The organism is Candidatus Manganitrophus morganii, from assembly GCA_021651055.1.
Lineage (GTDB): Bacteria > Nitrospirota > Nitrospiria > SBBL01 > Manganitrophaceae > Manganitrophus > Manganitrophus morganii.
The window spans coordinates 2167703-2183020 of the sequence record JAJHOH010000001.1 but is presented as its reverse complement, the minus strand read 5'-3'; the positions used below and the strand labels follow the sequence as shown (position 1 = coordinate 2183020).

At 56.2% G+C, this 15318-nt stretch carries 16 protein-coding genes; 14 read left to right on the top strand and 2 right to left on the bottom strand.

All coding sequences use genetic code 11. From position 1 onward, the window contains the following. Positions 1-133 precede the first annotated feature (133 nt). From MCM46_09975 to MCM46_09960, 4 genes are all read left to right on the top strand, one after another. Complete coding sequence (locus tag MCM46_09975; GenBank protein MCG3112135.1) at positions 134-1012, top strand: PEP-CTERM sorting domain-containing protein; 879 nt, start codon at positions 134-136, stop codon at positions 1010-1012. A gap of 168 nt (positions 1013-1180) precedes the next feature. Further along, a complete protein-coding gene (locus MCM46_09970) occupies positions 1181-2794 on the top strand; it encodes a peptide-binding protein (protein MCG3112134.1) in 1614 nt (537 codons plus the stop codon). Positions 2795-3141: 347 nt separating this feature from the next. Further along, complete coding sequence (locus MCM46_09965; GenBank protein MCG3112133.1) at positions 3142-3294, top strand: YHS domain-containing protein; 153 nt, start codon at positions 3142-3144, stop codon at positions 3292-3294. Positions 3295-3324: 30 nt separating this feature from the next. After that, a complete protein-coding gene (locus MCM46_09960) occupies positions 3325-3792 on the top strand; it encodes a PA2169 family four-helix-bundle protein (protein MCG3112132.1) in 468 nt (155 codons plus the stop codon). A gap of 34 nt (positions 3793-3826) precedes the next feature. On the opposite strand, the gene MCM46_09955 is transcribed toward MCM46_09960, so the two are convergent. Together MCM46_09955 and MCM46_09950 are read right to left on the bottom strand one after the other, a co-directional pair. Continuing rightward, positions 3827-4720 (bottom strand): ABC transporter permease, encoded by an 894-nt coding sequence (locus MCM46_09955; protein MCG3112131.1) that lies wholly within the window; start codon positions 4718-4720, stop codon positions 3827-3829. Between the two features lie 50 nt (positions 4721-4770). Then, the gene (locus MCM46_09950; protein ID MCG3112130.1) at positions 4771-5742 is read right to left on the bottom strand and encodes an ABC transporter permease; all 972 of its coding nucleotides are present in this window, start codon (positions 5740-5742) and stop codon (positions 4771-4773) included. 404 nt (positions 5743-6146) lie between these two features. Here MCM46_09950 and speD point away from each other — a divergent pair, with 404 nt between their 5' ends. From speD to MCM46_09900, 10 genes are all read left to right on the top strand, one after another. Further along, entirely contained in the window at positions 6147-6554 is a 408-nt protein-coding gene (gene speD / locus MCM46_09945; protein ID MCG3112129.1) for an adenosylmethionine decarboxylase, read from the top strand. Continuing rightward, positions 6520-7440 carry a polyamine aminopropyltransferase gene (gene speE, locus MCM46_09940; protein MCG3112128.1) on the top strand — a complete coding sequence of 307 codons (921 nt, stop codon included), beginning with the start codon at positions 6520-6522 and terminating at the stop codon, positions 7438-7440. The genes speD and speE overlap by 35 nt, the downstream gene beginning before the upstream one ends. A gap of 160 nt (positions 7441-7600) precedes the next feature. Further along, complete coding sequence (locus tag MCM46_09935) at positions 7601-9079, top strand: aminotransferase class I/II-fold pyridoxal phosphate-dependent enzyme (GenBank protein ID MCG3112127.1); 1479 nt, start codon at positions 7601-7603, stop codon at positions 9077-9079. Between the two features lie 125 nt (positions 9080-9204). Continuing rightward, on the top strand, positions 9205-9570 hold the full coding sequence (tcmP, locus tag MCM46_09930) for a three-Cys-motif partner protein TcmP (protein ID MCG3112126.1): 366 nt from the start codon (positions 9205-9207) through the stop codon (positions 9568-9570). Then, the gene (gene tcmP / locus MCM46_09925; GenBank protein MCG3112125.1) at positions 9567-10094 is read left to right on the top strand and encodes a three-Cys-motif partner protein TcmP; all 528 of its coding nucleotides are present in this window, start codon (positions 9567-9569) and stop codon (positions 10092-10094) included. Before tcmP (MCM46_09930) ends, tcmP (MCM46_09925) begins: the two co-directional genes overlap by 4 nt. A gap of 5 nt (positions 10095-10099) precedes the next feature. Continuing rightward, entirely contained in the window at positions 10100-10834 is a 735-nt protein-coding gene (locus tag MCM46_09920) for a phage Gp37/Gp68 family protein (GenBank protein ID MCG3112124.1), read from the top strand. 29 nt (positions 10835-10863) lie between these two features. Next, positions 10864-11112 (top strand): hypothetical protein, encoded by a 249-nt coding sequence (locus MCM46_09915; GenBank protein MCG3112123.1) that lies wholly within the window; start codon positions 10864-10866, stop codon positions 11110-11112. A gap of 95 nt (positions 11113-11207) precedes the next feature. Continuing rightward, positions 11208-12491: a DUF4157 domain-containing protein gene (locus tag MCM46_09910; protein MCG3112122.1), complete on the top strand. Its 1284-nt coding sequence runs from the start codon at positions 11208-11210 to the stop codon at positions 12489-12491. A 63-nt stretch (positions 12492-12554) separates the two neighbouring features. Beyond that, the gene (locus MCM46_09905) at positions 12555-13043 is read left to right on the top strand and encodes a gluconokinase, GntK/IdnK-type (protein MCG3112121.1); all 489 of its coding nucleotides are present in this window, start codon (positions 12555-12557) and stop codon (positions 13041-13043) included. A gap of 166 nt (positions 13044-13209) precedes the next feature. After that, positions 13210-15231, top strand: coding sequence for a DNA topoisomerase VI subunit B (locus MCM46_09900; protein MCG3112120.1), 2022 nt, complete (start codon positions 13210-13212; stop codon positions 15229-15231). Positions 15232-15318 lie beyond the last annotated feature (87 nt).

The window sequence follows — 15318 nt, the reverse complement described above, 5'->3', positions numbered from 1 at the left end:
GAATAGACGGATCACGTAGGATTATTCCAGTTCAGGCTAATTTGTCTGGTAAGTCCATCGGCGCTCTACAAGGACGGATCCTCGTACCGTGGGCCGCATAACACGATCACTCTCTTCAAGGAGCACAAAGACCATGCCCACCCTATCGACGGCTCTTCCGTTAAAACAACACAGCATTCGGGCGCTGGCAATCGTTGCAGCAATCACCCTGATGTTCGGCACCGCCTCGCCGGCGTGGGCCCTTTCTATTTCTCAGGCTTACATTATTTCGGACTGGACGTCGCCGACCAGCGCCACACCCGCTCCTTTTACCGTTAACGGCACCGCCGGATTCCAACTGACACTCAATAGCTCGGGAGTGGCCACAGCGGCCACCACCCTCGGCGGACCGCTCACGATCCAGGCGACCGACCGCCTCTATTATCAATCGCACACCGGCACCGTTGATGCGAACGAAGTTTCTTCCAGCCAGCTTGCTTCCCGGGTCAATAGCGAAATCGCCAAGCTCGACGACGCCGGCTTTGTCAACGAGTCGTCGGACGCCGCGCTGAATATCGATTTCAGAGACAGCTCCTCCGTCACACTGCGGACGTCGACGCAGAACGTTTCCGTGACCGGGTTGGTCTTCTTTGAGGATGCCGGATTGGATCCCTTCTCGCTCCGCTATTGCTACAACACTTCCTGTACGCAATCCGATCTCCTCTTTAACGGGTTCAATTCCTCGGCCAGCTCGACCATTCTCGCCTCTTCAAGCGGTCTTGAGACCGACGATTACGCTCCGGAGATCGATCAAGCTTACTGGTTCATTTTCGATCAGGCCGTCACGGGGGGCTATTTTAGGATTGCCGAAACGACAAACTTCGGAGGATACCAGAGCGAGCTTCTTGAGATCGATTTTATTGGATTGACGTCGATCGCGCCGTCTGCTCAGGTTCCCGAACCGAGCGCACTGCTGCTGCTCGCCGCGGGCCTGATGGGCCTTCCCTTCCTTCGGAAATTCCAAAAGAGCTAAGCATTTAGAACCTCTCTAACAAACCCGCGAGGGGGTCGGTCCGAACGGACCGACCCCCTCCGCCGTTTTCAAGCCGCTCTTTTTTCATTTCTTGAAAGTTCTGTTCGGGTGATTGCCAAAATGTTCGGACTCTGATATACCGGAGTCATCCGTCATGTCGGGTCGCTGATGAAATTCCGGAACCCAAAAACGTTTCAATCTAATTTCGCAAGGGTCTCTCTTTCCGTTTTGATTCTGGCCTCGATCTGGAGCTGCACGCAGCCGAAAGCGCCGAAGAACCCCACTGCACTGGCCGAGGCGTCGATCGGCGAGCCGAAACGGCTCATCCCGATGCTCGCCTCCGACAGCGCTTCGGTCGACATCGCCAGCCTGGTCTTCAACGGCCTGGTGAAGTATGACAAAAACATCCGCTTGGTCGGCGATCTCGCCGAGTCGTTTGAGATGACCCCCGATTGCCGACAGGCGACCTTTCATCTGCGGAAAGGGGTGAAATGGCACGACGGCCGGGAGTTCACCGCCGACGACGTCCTCTTCACCTATCAACAGGTCATCGATCCGAAAATCGCCACCCCCTACAGCAGCAACTTCGAAACGGTGGAGAAGGTCGAGAAGATCGACCCGCACACGGTTCGGGTCAGTTATCGGGTGCCGTTTGCCCCCGGTCTGGAAAGCTGGGGGATGGGGATGATTCCGAAACATCTCCTTGAGGGAAAAGATCTCAACAACGATCCGTTCAACCGCAATCCGGTGGGCACCGGTCCGTTTCGGTTTTCGGAGTGGGTGACGGGGCAGAAGGTCGTCGTCAAGACCAATGCCGACTACTTCGAGGGAAAACCGGAAATCGAGGAGTACATCTACCGGCTCATTCCCGATACGGCGACCCAATTTCTGGAATTAAAGGCGCTGAATATCGACATGATGACCCTCTCTCCGGTCCAATACCAGAAGCAGACGGACGACCGCTTCTTTAAAACCGAATTCAACAAATTCAAATACCCGGCGTTGAGTTATACCTATCTCGGCTACAACCTGCGGGACCCCAAATTTTCGGACAAGCGGGTGCGCCAGGCGCTCACGCATGCCATCAACAAGGATGCAATCATCCAGGGGGTCCTCTTCGGCCTCGGCAAGCCGGCCACCGGCCCCTACATCCCCGAGTCGTGGGCCTTTAACCCGAACCTAAAAGACCTTGAATACAACCCCGAGAAAGCAAAGGCCCTCTTGGCCGAAGCCGGCTGGAGTCCCGACAAGGACGGCCTTCTCAAAAAAGAGGGGGCGCCGTTCGCCTTCACCCTCCTGACCAATCAAGGGAATGCGGAGCGGGCAAAGGCGGCGGAGATCATCCAACAGGGCTTGAGAGAGATCGGCATTCAGGTGGAGATCCGGGTCTTGGAATGGCAAACACTGCTGCACCAATTTATCGATAAAAAGCAATTTGAAGCGATCATCATGGGCTGGGGGGTGGGGCTCGATCCCGATATTTACGCCATCTGGCACTCCAGCAAAACCAAAGAGGGGGAGTTCAATTTCATTTCCTACCAAAACCCCCGGGCCGATGACCTCCTGACCCAGGGACGGGAAACCTGCAATCAGGAAGAACGGAAAAAAATTTATCAGGAGCTGCACCGGTTGATCGCGGAAGACCAGCCTTACACCTTCTTATATTACCCGATGGCCCTGCCGATTGTTCACAAGCGATTCAAAGGGATCGAGCCTTCGCCGATCGGGATCCAATACAACCTTCCTCAGTGGAAAATCTCCGGGAACCACGCGGAGCGGTAAGCCGCTTCCTGACCCCCGCCGTGCAAAAAGAACACACCCGATCTTCCCCCCAAGGCGGATGTGTATCAGTCCGGCACAAAAATCCCTTTTCCCCTCATTGCTTTTCTTCTCTCATCTCCCTCAAAGCCTATCTGAATGCCTCTTAACGGCGGCACCTTGCTTGCAGTCTTTCAGGAATGCTTGCGAGCCCCGATCGATTTCCACGGTTCTGATATCCAAATCCCTCTCGAGCCAATCTGTCAATCTTCGGTCCGGCAGCAAGGAGGAAGCGCTCTTCTTTCTCATTTGTGCGCGAACCGCTTTTTAACGCGGTCGCAGCCTGTATCAACCATTAAAGAGAGGACGTAATGAGCCGAGATCCTGTTTGCGGGGTCCTGATCGACGAAAAACTTTCAACCTCGCTGAAATATGAGGGGAGAAAATATTATTTCTGCAGCGACTCGTGCCGGAAACATTTCCACGAGATACCGGAGAAATATCTCCTGATCAAAGCGGCCTAACCGGTTCATCAGATAAGAAGGAGGAAGGGTATGGAATACAAAGGCGCCATCATGCGCGATGACGAAATTGTCGAAGCGTTAAACGACCTGATCGAAACGGACCACAACGCCATCGGCGCGTACAACACGGCGATCGACGGCCTTGAAGACCATCCCAATATTCGGGACAACTTCATCACGTTCCGGGGCGACCACGAACGCCACGTTCGGGAACTCTCTCCCTTTGTCCGGCAATACGGGGGAGACCCCGAGAAAAAGCCGGGCGGGATGGGGGTTCTTCAGAAAGGCTGGACGGCCATTTCCAAACTCGGCGGGGCCGATGCGATCCTCTCGGCCATGGTCTCCAATGAGGAGTCGGCGGTCTCCGCCTATGAAGCGGGGGCAACCAAGAACTTTCCGCCCGACATTCTTCAATATGTCCAACGCGGGCTTCAGGACGAGCGCAAGCACCTGGCCTATTGCAAGGCGGAATACGAGCGGCTGAAAAAAGCAGCATAGATTTCCAGAGGTAGGGGCGTATTGCAATACGCCCCTACAATTTCAGCCGCGGGTCGAGCGCATCGCGCAGGCCTTCGCCCAGGAGGTTGTAGCCGAGGACGGTGATGAAGATGGCGAGGCCGGGAAAGACCGAGAGCCACCAGGCGATCTCGATGTTGTCCTTTCCCGCCGTCAGGATGCTCCCCCAGCTCGCCTTCGGCGGCTGAACGCCGATGCCGAGGAAGCTGAGCGCCGACTCGGTGAGGATCGCCCCCGCGATCCCCAGCACGGCGGCGACATAAACCGGCGAGAGGGCGTTGGGAAGGATGTGGCGGACGATCAATCGAACATCGCGCGCCCCCTGCGCCCGCGCCGCCGTCACGTAATCCATCTCCTTGATCCCGAGAAACTGCCCCCGGACCAGACGCGCCACCCCCATCCATCCGGTCAATCCGATCACGATCATAATGTTCCAAATCGACGGCTCCAGGATGGCGATCACCGCCAGGATCAGGAAAAACGTCGGGATGGAGAGCATGATGTCGACCAGCCGCATCAGAATCGCATCGATCGTTCCCGCGTAAAAACCGGCCAACGCGCCGACCAAAATGCCGATCAAAATCGCGATCCCCACCGCCACAAACCCGACCCAGAGGGAAATCCGCGCCCCCCAGATGACCCGGCTGAGAACATCCCGCCCGAGCGGATCGGTTCCGAACGGATGTTCGAAACTCGGCGCCTGGAGAATCTTCCCGATATTGATTTCGTAGGGATCATGCGGCGCCAAGACCGGCGCGAAGATCGCCGCGAGGAAGATCGTCAGAACGATCAGGCTCCCCGCCAGCGCCACCCGATTTTTCTTGAACCGCCGCCAGAAAAGAGGGGGGCCGGGGGTCGGGGGCCGGGGGTCGGCGGAAGAGGCTGCTGGTTGCATCTCGGTTTGTTTCATTGAGTCCCTTTTATTTTGGTTTTCTCCGGCACCCGGCCCCGGTCCCTTCCTCACGAAACGCGTATCCTCGGATTGACCCAGGCGTATGAAAGATCGGCGAGAAGGTTGCCGATTAATGTCAGCGCCGCGGCAAAGACCGTCAGACCCATAATCACCGGGTAATCGCGCGCCAACACCGACTGAAAGGAGAGCTGCCCGATCCCCGGAATGGCAAAGATCGTTTCGATAATGACGCTCCCGCCGATCAATGTCGGCAGCTCCAGCCCCATCAACGTGACAACCGGGATCAACGCGTTCCGGAGCGCGTGTTTGTAAATCACCTGCCGCTCGGAGAGCCCCTTCGCCCGGGCCGTTTGGATATAGTCCTGACGAATCACCTCCAGCATTTCCGATCGAAGATACCGCGAATACCCGGCCAGGCCGATGAGCGAAGCGGTCAGGACCGGCAAGATCAGATGACGCGCCCAGTCGATCAACCGTTCGAGCGGGGAGAGCTGCGCCGCCGTGAGCGATTGGTATCCGGAGAGGGGAAGCCATCCGAGAGAAACGCCGAAGAGAAGCATCAGCAGCAGGGCCAGCCAGAAACTGGGGAGGGAAAACCCGATATAAACAAAGAGGGTGGTGGCCTTGTCCATCCACGAGTATTGGCGCGTCGCCGAGAGAATGCCGATCGGAAAGGCGACCAGGACAATCACCGCCAGGGTCAGCAGGTTGATCGTCACCGTCACCGGCAGCCGCTCCAGGATCTTCCGAGAGACCGGCTCTCCATCGACAAAGGAGCGGCCGAGATCCAACGTGACGAAGCGCCGCAGCCAATCGAGGTATTGGATGTGAAGCGGCCGGTCCAGTCCGTAAAGCCTTCTTAAGTTTTCTTTGGCTTGCGCCGATACTTTAGGATTAAGGGTCGTTTGAAGATCGGTCGGGTCTCCCGGCGCCAGATGCATGATGCCGAAGGTCAGAAGCGTGATTCCAAAGAGGGTAATGAGGAGCTGCCAAAACCGTTGGAAGAGAAAATGGGCCATATTTTAGGTATGCTATCAAAAACGATCTTTAGAAATCAAATGCAGCGTTGTTTTGACCTAATAACTCTCAAAACCCGCTAATTCTTTCCAAAACCGGCATTGAATATCGGTGGATATGTGATATAAACTTTCATTCAACAAGCGGCTCTTTTTGAAAAAGGGGGCAAATGTCGGAAACCTCAACCTATAGACAAGACGGCATCGGCCAACCCCAATTAGTGGTGATTTTTTATTCTTGACAAAAAAAATTATTACTATATATTTACAAAAAATTTCTTCTAACTTTTTTGATTCCAGGAGAAAAGGAGGTGAGACTACTCACAAACAAACAAAACGGGGTGGCTTCACCCCACCCATAACGAAAGGGGGCAAATAGAGTGCACGCTTTAGGGACGCACTTGCTGGTGGAGTTGAAAGACTGCAACTCCAAGATTTTGAATGACGTGAAGAAGATCGAAGACATTCTGGTTACTGCGGCGAAGGAAGCGAAAGCAACCATCATTGAAAGTCGGTTCCACAAATTCAGCCCCTTTGGAATCAGCGGAGTGGTCGTGATTGCAGAATCCCACCTGACCATCCACACATGGCCCGAGTACGGCTATGCGGCCGTTGATATTTTTACCTGCGGCGAAACGCTTCAACCCTCCGTCGCCGCCTCTTACATTGTCGCAAAATTACAATCGAAGAACCCCTCTCTGGTTGAAATGAAGAGAGGCTTGCTTTCCTTGGGCGACCAGAAGTTGCCTCACAAGCCGGTTAAAGGAGAGCCTGTTCATTATGACCGAGCCAAAGAGCTACAAATGGTTCCTTGATTACCTCTCCCCGTTTGAAGGGCACATGCATGGAATCGACACGATCGTCTTTTCCAAGCAGACCCAATTTCAGCAGGTAGAGATTCTGGATACCAAAAGCTACGGACGTTGTCTGGTCCTCGACGGCAAGATGCAGTCGAGCGAGGTGGACGAGTTCATTTATCATGAAGCGCTGGTCCACCCCGCGATGCTCACCCATCCGGAGCCGAAGAAGGTCTTCATCGTCGGCGGGGGCGAAGGGGCGACCCTCCGGGAGATCCTCCGGCATCGATCGGTCGAGCGGGTCTTGATGGTCGATATCGATCAAGAGGTGGTGGAGAGTTGCAAGCGCCACCTCCCTCAGTGGCACCAAGGATCGTTTGAGGATCCCCGTGCGGAGATTCGCTATCTCGATGCGCGAAAATATCTGGAGGAAACCACCGACACCTACGATATCATCATCATCGACATCTCCGAGCCGGTCGAAGAAGGCCCCGCGTACCTTCTCTACACAAAAGAATTCTACAGCCTGGTGATGGAGCGCCTTACTGCAAACGGAATGATCTCCCTTCAGGCCGGCACCACCGCCGCCACCAGCCTGCTGAATTTCTCCGCCGTCTACCAGACCCTCCGGACCGTTTTCCCCGTCGTTTCCCCCTACCAGGCTTCCATCCCCTCGTTCGGCCTTCCCTGGGGCTTCGCCTTGGCCTCGAAGCGGTTCGATCCAAGGACGTTTGATCAGAATGAAATTGACCGGCGCATTTCTCAGCGGGTGGAGGGTGAGCTGAAGTATTATGATGGGGAAACCCACGTCGGCCAGTTCTATCTTCCGAAGCAGGTCCGGATTCAGATGGAGAAACAAGAGCGGATCATCGAAGACAACTATCCGCTGTTCACGTACCATTGAGAGTTTCCTTTTTTAGAACTTTAAATGCAGGTTATCTGAGAATCCCCGTGAAAAGACATCATCTAGTTCAAAGCGAGCGACTGGCTCTGCCAGCGCGAGCGCGGGGTGTGGGGGCATCGGAGGACCCTTTCTTTTTCATTTGCCGGACGGGCCCCCACATATGATAGACCAAGAGCAGTTTAAGACCCCCCTTTTCGACGCGATGGTGTCGCTGGCGGAGAGCCGGAAGGTCTCCTTTCACACCCCCGGCCACAAGAGCGGCAAGGGGATTTCGACCCGCTTCCGGAAGTTTGTCGGGCCGAAGATCTTCTCGATCGATCTCACCACCCTCGACGAAGTCGACTCCCTCCAAAAACCAAAAGGGGTGATCAAAGAAGCGCAGGAGCTCGCCGCGAAGGCCTACGGCGCCGACCGCTCGTTCTTTCTGGTCAACGGCACCACCGGCGGCAACCATGCGATGATCCTGGCCGCCTGCGGCCCGCGGGACAAGGTTTTGGTCGCCCGCAACGCGCACAAATCGGTGTTGGCCGGCCTGATCTTCTCCGGCGCGGAGCCGATTTTCTTCTCCCCGGCGGTCGATGACAATTTAAAACTGACCCTCAACGTCACCTACGAAACGACCCTCCGGGCGATCGATGCCCATCCCGAGGCGAAGGCCCTCTTCCTCACCAGCCCCAATTATTACGGCATCTGCGCCGATCTGGAGCGGATTATCCCGTATGCCCATTCAAAAGGGCTGGTGGTCATGGTCGACGAGGCGCACGGGCCGCATCTGAAATTCCACCCCGACCTGCCGATCTCCGGGGTCGAGGCGGGGGCCGATTTGGTCGTCCAGAGCACCCACAAGATTATCGGCGGGATGACGCAAGCGTCGATGCTTCATGCGCAGGGGCCGCGGGTCGACATGACGACGCTGGCACAGGTGCTCCGCTTCGTTCAGAGCACCAGCCCCTCGTACATTCTGATGGCGTCGTTGGATCTGGCCCGGATGCAGATGGCGACGGAGGGGGAGAAGCTGCTCGACAAGGCGATCAAGCTCGCCGCCGAAGCGCGCAGCAAGATCAATCGGATTCCCGGCGTCTCCTGCTTCGACAAAGCGATGGTGAAAAATCCTCTCTTCTCGCCGATGGGCGATTTCGACATCACCAAGCTGACGATCACCGTCCGGGATCTCGGCCTCACCGGCTATCAGGCCTCGCAGATTCTCAACAACAAGTATCACATCCAGGTCGAGATGGCCGATCCGTTCAATGTGTTGGTCATCGTCAGCATCGGCGACCGGCGGGACGATCTTAATCGTCTGGTCGATGCGCTGCGCGACATGTCGAAGGAGTATCACGGCAAGCCGAGCCAATCGAGTTTCATTGCCGAGGTCAGCCTTCCTCCGTTCGGCAAGGCGGGCCAGATGACGCCGCGCGAGGCCTTCTTCCGCGATTACCGCTACGCTCCGCTCGATGAGAGCGGCGGCCTGATCAGCTCCGAAATCATCACCGTCTACCCCCCCGGCATCCCCCTCCTCGTCCCCGGCGAGATCGTGACCCAAGAGGTCATCGACTACATCCGCAAAATGGACCGCCTCGGCGCCACTGTGGATGGGCTCAATGCGTCGAACAGCACCATTGCGGTGGTGAAGCAGTAGTCGAATCCTCTTCTGGCTTGGAAAATTCTCCCACTTGCTGTATCCTTAGCAGGATTGCGGTAGGTTTTGTCTTCATTAGGTGTTGATCTTAGTTCTTCGTCATAAAGCAGATCTGGAGCCGGCCCGTGGCGCAACGATTTGGCGGGGATTGGACTGAAGAGAAACTCGAACGCCTCCGAAAATATTTACAAGCCTATACGAAGATTTTTAAAACGAACCCCCAAGCAAGGCATTTTCGGATCACATACGTAGATGCCTTTGCCGGCTCTGGCAGCCGAACAGAGAAGCAACCGCACTCCGAAGACATCAACCCGCTCTTTGCTGAAGCAGAAGCAACTGAGACTGAAAACTTTTTTAAGGGTAGCACGCGAATAGCCCTAGAGACCGAGCCCCCATTCGAGGAATATATTTTTGTCGAGAGGGATGCTCAGTGCAGAGAAACACTTGAGCACTCCGTGAACAGTTCCCCAATTTACATGACCGTATTTTGATAAAATCTTCCGATGCAAACATATTTCTTCGGGAATGGTGTGAACAAACGAACTGGAAAAAGAACCGCGCTGTCGTTTTTCTTGATCCATACGGGATGCAGGTCGATTGGTCGACGATTGAAAAGATCGCCGCTACTGAGGCAATTGATCTTTGGATTCTTTATCCTTTGGGTCAAGCAGTAAACCGACTCCTCAAGCGTGAAGGTCCTCCAACGGGCGGCTGGGCAGACCGGCTTACTCGCTTTTTCGGCTCCGAAGAATGGAAGACACGGTTCTATAAGCTCTCTCCTCAAGAAACTCTGTTTGGAGACTCGTCTCTTGAAAAAGGGGCGGATTTCGATTCTCTTGGAAATTACTTCCTCGAACGGCTTGGGACGGTTTTCACCGCGGTGGCAAAAAATACACTTGCTCTCCGGAATTCCAAGGGAGTTCCGCTCTTTTTGTTATGTTTTGCTGCAGGGAATCCGAAGGGCGCAAAGACCGCTGTTGGCATTGCAAATGATATTTTGAAAAATAAGGGGTAGAATCCATGGCTACCGAATCACATATCGAGTGGACCGATACAACTTGGAACCCTGTAACTGGCTGTTCAAAAGTGAGCCAGGGCTGTAAGAATTGCTATGCTGAGAGGCTTGCCCATCGTCTACAGGCAATGGGACTGCACCGCTACCGAAACGGGTTTGACGTAACCCTGCACGAACAAGCAATTAATGAACCCTTCAGCTGGAAAAAACCGAGGAAGGTATTTGTAAATTCAATGAGTGATCTCTTTCACGAAGAGATTCCTCTTGAGTACATCCAACGTGTCTTCGCCGTTATGGCAGCTGTTCCACGGCACACATTTCAGATTCTGACGAAGCGCAGCGACCGATTGCGTGAAGTAACTGGGCAATTGCCGTGGCCTTCGAATGTTTGGATGGGAGTCAGCGTTGAAAGCAGCGATATGCTCTTCAGAGTCACCGACCTTGAAACCGTTCCAGCCGCTGTTAGATTCCTTTCTTGTGAACCTCTGTTAGGCCCACTGTCTCAAATTCCGCTCTCGCATATTCACTGGGTCATTGTCGGCGGTGAGTCAGGTCCAGGAGCGCGTCCGATGGAGCCACCATGGGTGTATGAAATACTCCATCAATGCCGCGCCGCAAATGTTCCTTTCTTCTTTAAACAGTGGGGTGGCGTTAGAAAATCACGGACCGGGCGTGTCCTGAACGGCCGCACGTATGATGAATATCCGGATAAGGCGAATGCATTGTTGGTACCTGTCTAAACGCGTTTCTGATAGCGGGATCTTGATTCATGACGAATAAAAAGAAGTCGATGAAGAAGGTTAGATATGATGAATTGCTCCCCGAATACAAGCGCAGCGATCTCTTCCGCGGTGTTGGCGGCAAATATTATAAGTCGTATCAATACGGCACTATGGTGCTGCTCAGCCCGGACGTCGCGGAGGTGTTTCCCGACGACGCCTCTGTGAATAAGGCGTTATGGATATTGATCAAGGCCGCTCACCAATCTGTCAGCCCAACGAAACGCCGCTCCAATTGACGGGGGGAACTGAACCGACATAACAATTCAAACAGCTTGCCTTCTACTCACCAGAACCAACCGCTTTCCTCCCACATCCAGAAGGATAGCCGCAAATGCACACCTTCGGACCTCATCAGAAACAAAATCATCTGCCCCAGTCTGCACGCTCCAAAATGCAGGCTCAAACTACCTTCACACACAATGCAGCAAGGCATACCGTTCCACAGTTACAACACACCATCGGCAACCAAGCCCTCCAACGTTTGCTCCAAACCAATGCGGCGCCTCCCCAGATCCAACCCAAATTGAACGTCAGCACACCGGCAGATCGGTCTGAGCAGGAAGCAGACCGCGCAGCCGATCAGCTGATGCAGTCACAAGGCCCTCGCGAACGATGGCAAACAGAGCCGGCCCGGGAAGACCATACCGGCGAGACGGCGGTGCCGTCCTCTGTCCGGGAGGCCGTCTCCTCCCCCGGACGGCCGCTCGATGCGGCGACGCGCGGGTGGATGGCGTCCCGCTTCGGTGAAGACTTCGGCCATGTGCGGGTCCATACGGACGACCGGGCGGCGGTATCGGCGCGCACATTGGGAGCACGGGCCTACACCGTCGGCTCGGATCTATTTTTTGAAGCAGGCGAATATGCCCCCGCTACAGCCGCGGGAAAGCGCTTGCTTGCGCATGAGCTGGCGCACGTGGTGCAGCAGCGCGCCTCTCATACCGATCGGGTTCAACGGCAACCGAAGCCCTCCCAGAAAGTCCCGCCCGGTCCGGGCGAGCTGACGGTGCAGGAGTACGAGGCGTGGGCGAAGAAACACCCGCAACGGGAGGTTCGGGCGGGGGGCGATTATGAAGCGGCTGTGATTTTTGCGCGATACAAGCCGCAATGGTTTTGGGATCGCGGCTATCTCTATGCCGGGTATGGCGGGAACTTTCCCTACTATTGGTGGGAGGTCTGGATCAGCGACGAGGGGAAGGGCAAGGAATTTCGGGTCTGGCACACGACCGACTGGCAGGGAACACAGAAGGGGACACCCCCCAAACTACCCCCCGCGCCGAAGAAAGAACTTCCTGAGCCCCGCACCGTGGTCGTTGAAGGGACGGAGAATTGGCCGACGAAAATTCCCTTGGACACCGACCTGGAAGATCTCTTCGGTCTGGACGTCGCAGAGCGGGAGGGGGTCACCCCCTTCGGCAAGGGGCTGATGGTTCGCTACCAGAACGGGGCGGTCGCTATCTTCCCGGAGGGAACGACCGAGCGGTACATCGTCCGCCCCCTTCCCCCGCCAAACCTCGGCTACCTGATGTACGATAAAGACGGCAAGCTGATCAGCGATGTCGTGATGTCCTATCCGGACGACACCTTCCCCGATCCCAAAAAAGACGCCATCAAGTAAACACCCACCGCCATCGGTCTTCCGCCCTATCCGAACCACCCGGGTAGAATGCTACAATAATCCATGGTCATCATTCTTTTTGGCGTCACCGGAGCGGGGAAAACCACCATCGGCCAGTTGCTTGCAAAAGAATTGGGCTGGGACTTCTATGACGCCGATGCGTTTCACTCTCCCGACCATGTGGAAAAGCTGCGGCAGGGCCTTCCGCTCAGCGACGCCGATCGGCAACCTTGGCTGGCAGCCTTGCGCAAGGCGATCCGCGAATGGATTCAACGCGGAGAGAATGCCGTGCTCGCCTGTTCGGCGCTGAAAAAATCGTATCGCCAATCGTTGCAGGTGAGTGATGCCGTTCGGTGGGTCTATTTGAAAGGAGACCCGGCCCTGATCAAGAACCGCCTTGAGGAGCGATCCGACCACTTCATGAGTCCCGCCTTACTCGACAGCCAATTCGAGACCCTGGAAGAACCCTGGGGCGACGACGTGGTCGTCGTCGATGTAAATAAAAGTCCGAGCAAGATTGTAAGAGAAATTCGAAGTACAGTGAAGATTTAAAGATATTGGAATGGGGCGTTGCCCCACACTCCATCGCGGGGGTGGGGCGAGCAGCCCCGCGACATTCATTCGCCCCATTTCAATGTTCTCGACTGATTCCGACAGGTTGACTGAACGAGAGATTTCGCTTATAAAAAAGGGTTGGTATTCACAAATGAGAGGAGCCATGGCGAAAAAGAGCAACAAACAAGACCCTCCCAAACCCGAATCCGAAACCTCCGAGCCCAAACCGAGCCCTCGCGCCGCGACGCCGAGAACCACCCTCACCGCTGTCGAGATGGGCGCGCGCCAGCGGGAAATTTCCGTCGCGGAGTTTTTCACCAAGAACCGGCACCTGCTCGGATTCGACTCCCCGCGAAAGGCAATGCTCACCTGCGTCAAAGAAGCGGTCGACAATGCGCTCGACGCCTGCGAGGAAGCGGGCATCCTTCCGGAGGTCACGGTCAAGCTGGAGATCGTCTCCAACGACGGGACCCCGCCCCCGGCGAGCCAGGCGACCCGTTTCCGGATTACGGTGATCGATAACGGCCCCGGAATTGTCCGACAGCAGATTCCGCCGATCTTCGCCAAGCTCCTCTACGGCTCCAAATTCCATCGCCTGCGGATGAGCCGCGGGCAGCAGGGGATCGGGATCTCGGCCGCCGGGATGTACGGCCAGTTGACGACCGGAAGACCGGTGCAAATTATCTCCCGGACCGGCCCGAAGAGTCCCGCCCATTATTTCGAAGTCCAAATCGATACCAAGAAGAACGAGCCGCGCATCTTGGAGAAAAAGGAGGTCAGCTGGGAGAACCCCCGCGGGACGGCGGTGACGCTGGAGATCGAAGGGCGATATCAGAAGGGACGGGCATCGGTCGACGATTATTTAGAGCAGACCTCCATCGCCAACCCGCACGTCAAGCTCGTCTATGTCACCCCAGAGGGGGAGACGAAAGAGTATCCCCGGAAGTACAACGAGCTTCCGATTCCGCCGCGCGAGATCAAACCGCATCCGTACGGCATCGAGTTCGGAATGCTCCTGAAGATGATGCACGAGAGCAAAAGCCGCTGGCTTTCGGGATTCCTCTCCAGCGATTTCAGCCGCGTCTCCTCGAAGCTGGCGGAAGAGATCTGCAAAGCGGCGAAGCTGTCGCCCCAGATGAAGCCGCGCGAGGTCCACGGCGCCGACGCCGAGGCGCTCTACAAGGCAATCCAGTCGACCAAAATCATGGCGCCGCCGACCAATTGCCTCTCGCCGATCGGCGAGAACGCGATCCTCGCCGGACTCTACAAGCAGATCAAGGGGGAGTTCTACACGGCGGTCAGCCGCCCCCCCGCGGTCTACCGCGGCAACCCCTTCGTGATCGAGGCGGGGCTTGCTTATGGAAAAGCCCCGGAACCGGAAGGGAAAAAAGCGGAAGAGAAAAAGGTCCCGCTGGCGGAAGGGGAGGATCACGAGAAGGACAGCGAGCTCGCCCGGGTGATCCGTTATGCGAACCGCGTCCCGCTCCTCTATCAGCAGTCGGCCTGCGCCACCTTCAAAGGGGTCCTCGAAACGTCTTGGAGAAATTATGGCATTTCTCAATCGAAGGGGGCGCTGCCGGCCGGACCGATGGTGATCTTTGTCCACATGGCGTCGGTCTGGGTGCCGTTCACCAGCGAATCAAAAGAAGCGATCGCCGACTACGACGAGATTCGAAAGGAGATCACCCTGGCCCTGCGCGAGTGCGGCCGTCGGCTCGGGAGCTTTTTGAAGCGGCGCGAGCGGGCCAAAACCGAATTCCGCCGGCGCAACATCTTCGAGCTCTACATCGAAGAGGTGGTCGATGCCTGCAACCGGCTCAAGGGAGGAAAACTCGCCACGGAGAAGCTCAAGGAGCAACTTCAGAAGATCGCGCTCAAGCGGACCGGCGGCGAGAAGACCGACGCGGCGCTTGGGATGACGGGAGAGGGGCCGGAAGGGCTTCCGCACTCGATCATCGTCACCGCCGAGGGGGTCGAAGGGGATGCGCCGGTGGTGAACGACGGCGCGCCGCAAGCGATGCCCGCGCCGGAGGGGATCCTCAAAGAGGGAGGGGCGCCGGAAGACGAAGCCGTGTCTGAAGCGGGAGACGCCGCCACGGCGCCGAAGCGCTCGAAGGGAAAGGTCAAACCGGTGGCGAAGGCGAGCAGCGTCGCGAAGAAACCGACAACGCGTAAAAAGAAATAGCGCAAACGAACAAATCTTCGTCATACCCGCGAAAGCGGGTATCCAGGAACCTGAATCTCTGGATTCCCGATTAAACATTCGGGAATG

What these genes read in the sequence shown, in the direction of transcription:
- MCM46_09970 (MCG3112134.1), top strand. Translation starts at nt 1,181, where the DNA reads ATGAAATTCCGGAACCCAAAAACGTTTCAATCTAATTTCGCAAGGGTC.
- MCM46_09955 (MCG3112131.1), bottom strand. Translation starts at nt 4,720, where the DNA reads ATGAAACAAACCGAGATGCAACCAGCAGCCTCTTCCGCCGACCCCCGG.
- MCM46_09900 (MCG3112120.1), top strand. Translation starts at nt 13,210, where the DNA reads ATGGCGAAAAAGAGCAACAAACAAGACCCTCCCAAACCCGAATCCGAA.
- MCM46_09950 (MCG3112130.1), bottom strand. Translation starts at nt 5,742, where the DNA reads ATGGCCCATTTTCTCTTCCAACGGTTTTGGCAGCTCCTCATTACCCTC.
- MCM46_09960 (MCG3112132.1), top strand. Translation starts at nt 3,325, where the DNA reads ATGGAATACAAAGGCGCCATCATGCGCGATGACGAAATTGTCGAAGCG.
- speE (MCG3112128.1), top strand. Translation starts at nt 6,520, where the DNA reads ATGACCGAGCCAAAGAGCTACAAATGGTTCCTTGATTACCTCTCCCCG.
- MCM46_09905 (MCG3112121.1), top strand. Translation starts at nt 12,555, where the DNA reads ATGGTCATCATTCTTTTTGGCGTCACCGGAGCGGGGAAAACCACCATC.
- MCM46_09915 (MCG3112123.1), top strand. Translation starts at nt 10,864, where the DNA reads ATGACGAATAAAAAGAAGTCGATGAAGAAGGTTAGATATGATGAATTG.
- MCM46_09910 (MCG3112122.1), top strand. Translation starts at nt 11,208, where the DNA reads ATGCACACCTTCGGACCTCATCAGAAACAAAATCATCTGCCCCAGTCT.
- MCM46_09965 (MCG3112133.1), top strand. Translation starts at nt 3,142, where the DNA reads ATGAGCCGAGATCCTGTTTGCGGGGTCCTGATCGACGAAAAACTTTCA.
- MCM46_09920 (MCG3112124.1), top strand. Translation starts at nt 10,100, where the DNA reads ATGGCTACCGAATCACATATCGAGTGGACCGATACAACTTGGAACCCT.
- MCM46_09975 (MCG3112135.1), top strand. Translation starts at nt 134, where the DNA reads ATGCCCACCCTATCGACGGCTCTTCCGTTAAAACAACACAGCATTCGG.
- MCM46_09935 (MCG3112127.1), top strand. Translation starts at nt 7,601, where the DNA reads ATGATAGACCAAGAGCAGTTTAAGACCCCCCTTTTCGACGCGATGGTG.